Source organism: Candidatus Poribacteria bacterium (genome assembly GCA_021295755.1).
Lineage (GTDB): Bacteria > Poribacteria > WGA-4E > WGA-4E > PCPOR2b > PCPOR2b.
Genome location: JAGWBT010000217.1, coordinates 1 through 3432, shown reverse-complemented (window position 1 = coordinate 3432; position 3432 = coordinate 1). Strand labels below are relative to the sequence as shown.

Here is a 3432-nt window from a genome sequence, read left to right as displayed (position 1 = left end):
CCACGCCCTCCAAGCGATTGTAGAGATCTGACCGAAATAGCCCTGCATCCACCTTCGCTTGGAGGTCCGCATTGGTGGCTGTTATCACCCGGACATCCGCTGTTTTGCCCACCGTTGCACCGACCGGCGTGATGACATTATCGTCCAGAACATGAAGGAGTTTGACTTGGCTTTCGATAGGCATTTCCCCAATTTCGTCGAGAAACAGTGTTCCGCTATCGGCTGTTTCAAAATAGCCTTTACGATTCTCCGTCGCTCCGGTGAAGGCACCTTGAACATGGCCAAAAAAAGTGGACTCCCAGAGTGCAGAAGGAGTCGCACCGCAATTGACCGGCACATAAGGTTTTGACGCCCGGGGCCCTCCAAAATGAATGGCTTGGGCGACCAATTCCTTCCCGACACCGGTTTCACCTGTAATCAGAACGGATATCTTGCTGTTGTTGCTGAGTTGGTGGATGGTTGTGTGAATGGTTTGCATAGCAGGACTTTCACCAAGCAGCATATTTACTTCCACCTTTCCAATTCAAGCATATTCGCATCAAAGCGGAGGACACAAATATGGATTGAGTCGTCTATTAACCCCTGATTATTGACTTTATGTACGGTTCCGTATCTCTTCAAAGAGTTGTTCAGCGGCATCAGTATCTTTAATGCGCTGTAGCGTTGGTATAGGTGTCCAACCAATAATCTCTCTCAAATCAGCCAGACGCAGATTGCAGACCGAGCAAGGGGCGTACCGTTGTTTGACCTCAAATATCTGCATCGTCCCGGAGTTTCCGTTCGGAAGTAGATGCGAGTTTATTCACGGTCCAACTCTTTTAAGGCGACAGTTTCGGTGTCCCTTGCCTGTTCCGACTTGAGGTAGGCATTCGGATCGTAATACAATGCGCCCTCTGGAAGCCACTCCAACAGAGGACCTAGGTCTTTCCGTATCCAATTGATATAAAACTGGGGCAGTTCAGTTGTTTCCTGTTCAAAGTAAGCCAGGAACTTGGAATCACCCTCAAGCCGTTGAAGCACTTGCGCGTATCGCCCAATTTTATGGCGTTTTGTTGACAAACTTCGTGGTACAGTTAGCCCCCCTGCAAGAGGTTCATCATTTGCTTTGCAACGATTGGCAATGGCCCTCCACGAAAATGTATGGTTGCCTAAATCAACCATGTGTTTGTAGAATTCAGTCCATGAATAATTATTTGGTTTTACGTTCATCATGTCATTATTCAGGAAGTGAAATGGCAGTGGAATAACGCGGTTTGCATGTTGGTAGTCGAGATTGAGCGGGGCGGCTCTTCCATAAGCAGTCAGCAAATTATAGGACGGATACGCGCCGGGTGTCATATCCACAAATTGTTTGGTCAGTTCAAATGGGTCAGCACCTTCATCGGTGTCAAGCCCAAATACAAAGTTGGTTTGTACATAAGGGATATACTTCAGGATGGTATTGACTTGGTCGGAGATTTTCTGGACTTTTTCGAGGCCTACTCTCGAACCTGTCTTCGATTTATTGCCGAGGTCATACCACGACTCAATACCGGGTAAGATTGCCTTAAATCCGTTTCGCTTGAGTCGTTTGAGATGAGGCTCTGACAAGAGCGATAGACTGCTTTCGGCAATGAAAGTGATGCTATTCGGCGGTATCGCTTCCTCAATTGTCCCCATGTAGTCATCGAATCGAATCCCAAAATTCGGGTCGTGCCAGCCAACCAAAGGTTGTTTGAACTGATGCAGGAGAAAACGGAGGTCATCCTTGATGACATCGAAATCGAAAGGACGATAGGGGATACTTGCATCAATACAGAACGCACAGGTATACGGACAACCCATGCTCCCAAGCATTGGAACCCCCTTGATAAATGGTGCCTTTCGCAATATCGGTTCAATAAAATGCCAACGCTCCCGGACGCTAGGAAGCGCCGTCGGCTGTTGTTTCGCTGAGAGATATGTGCCAGTTGGTCGGTATTGCGAACAATCGGATAAGATCTCTCGGATTACAGACCTGTCAGTAAAACCAAGAACGTAATCGAAGTATTTCTGTGCATCTTCCGGATAGCAGCGGGCGTGGGGACCGCCTAATACAGTGATGGTGCCTTCTGAGCGAAACCGGTTGCTTAATGCATAAGCAAGTTGTGCGCCCTGCGTAAAAGTCCCTATGAACGCTAAGTCTAGATCGTCGGGTAAATCCTCAATCACATTCCCGAACCCGGTATAGCACACAAGTGTAACATCGTGCCCCTCCTCTTCACACCAAACACCTATCGCTTGAGGCATAACGCTTGCGTAGTTGGAATGCAGAATATGCTTGTATATGGATCGGGTCCTACTGTTGGTGGTAAGGTCAATAATCCCAATTTTTTTAGGCGAGTTCATTATAACCCCTTTTTGATAGCTGCTCTGAAGACAGACCTGTGCCCTGCCATCGGAAATTTAAACTATTGTCTAAACTAAGATTATGACACAAAGTGCATCTGATTGAAAGAAGATTCCGAAGGAGGCATCTTATATCATCAGTCGCTGAACGGATAGACGACCCTTTACTTTGCGTGGTACATAGCGGGAAGGGAGAGAGAATTGCGGGGCTATTGGCGGAGTTACTGAACCCGGTCAATTCAGAGAGTTTTCACGAATACCGTCTGCCCGCCAACTCGGATGTCGAGCTTCACTATCACGATTATGATGAATAATTGATAAATACATCTCCGTCCACATCACAGGGCGACGAAATCGTCAAATCGCTGTCAACACTCCACATCACTGTGAAACAGCGTCTGCCCTTGACCAAATTCAGCACCCTTTAATTCGAGAAGCCGTGCGAAAAACCTACCCCTCCTTCCCCCCCGCTGGCGGGGGGGTTAGGGGGGGTGGCATCTCCATCACAGTAACTTCCGATATCCCCTCACGCGGCTGTGGGTTGGGGTCGTCAAGCGCGTTAACCGTCGGACTGCTCAATGCGCTATATGCCTATCAAGGAATCAAAGTGCCCGCAGAAGCTCTGGCGCATCAAGCGTGCGAGATTGAGATAGATCGCCTGAACCAACCTATCGGGAAGCAAGATCAGTATATCGCCGCTTACGGTGGGTTGCGACGGATTCAGTTTAACAAGGATGAGAGCAGCATCCTCCGAAACGATAGTGCATTTGGAAGGGAATTTCACCCTATTCTACACAGGGATTCAACGGCGCGCCGAGACTATCCTGCACGAACAGAAACGTTCAGCAAGCCCCCAGATGCTTCTGCGAATCAAGGAACTGGTGTCCGTGTTTTACGATGTTCTTGTCAAGGGAAACCACCACAAGGGTTGCCCCTACAAAAATGATAACCACGAAGGTTGTCTCTGCGAGGTTGGACATCTGTTACATCGCGCTTGGCAGCTGAAACGTTCCCTCTGTGATAGTATTTCAAACTCGATGTTGGATACCATCTATGAGCGTGCCG

3 protein-coding genes and 1 pseudogene are annotated in these 3432 nt (G+C 48.3%); 1 reads left to right on the top strand and 3 read right to left on the bottom strand.

Features of this window, described 5'->3' with window-relative positions; genetic code table 11:
• The 3 genes from J4G02_22090 to J4G02_22080 all read right to left on the bottom strand — a co-directional run.
• The coding region (locus J4G02_22090; protein ID MCE2397204.1) for a sigma-54 factor interaction domain-containing protein at positions 1-478 on the bottom strand (478 nt) is incomplete at its 3' end.
• Between the two features lie 117 nt (positions 479-595).
• On the bottom strand, positions 596-763 hold the full coding sequence (locus J4G02_22085; GenBank protein MCE2397203.1) for a hypothetical protein: 168 nt from the start codon (positions 761-763) through the stop codon (positions 596-598).
• Positions 764-798: 35 nt separating this feature from the next.
• Positions 799-2367, bottom strand: coding sequence for a radical SAM protein (locus J4G02_22080; GenBank protein MCE2397202.1), 1569 nt, complete (start codon positions 2365-2367; stop codon positions 799-801).
• Between the two features lie 310 nt (positions 2368-2677).
• On the opposite strand from J4G02_22080, the pseudogene J4G02_22075 reads away from it, so the two are divergent.
• Positions 2678-3432, top strand: a pseudogene (locus tag J4G02_22075) (hypothetical protein).

Excerpts from the sequence above, each read along its gene's own strand:
- J4G02_22080 (MCE2397202.1), bottom strand. The coding sequence starts at position 2,367 with ATGAACTCGCCTAAAAAAATTGGGATTATTGACCTTACCACCAACAGT.
- J4G02_22085 (MCE2397203.1), bottom strand. The coding sequence starts at position 763 with ATGCAGATATTTGAGGTCAAACAACGGTACGCCCCTTGCTCGGTCTGC.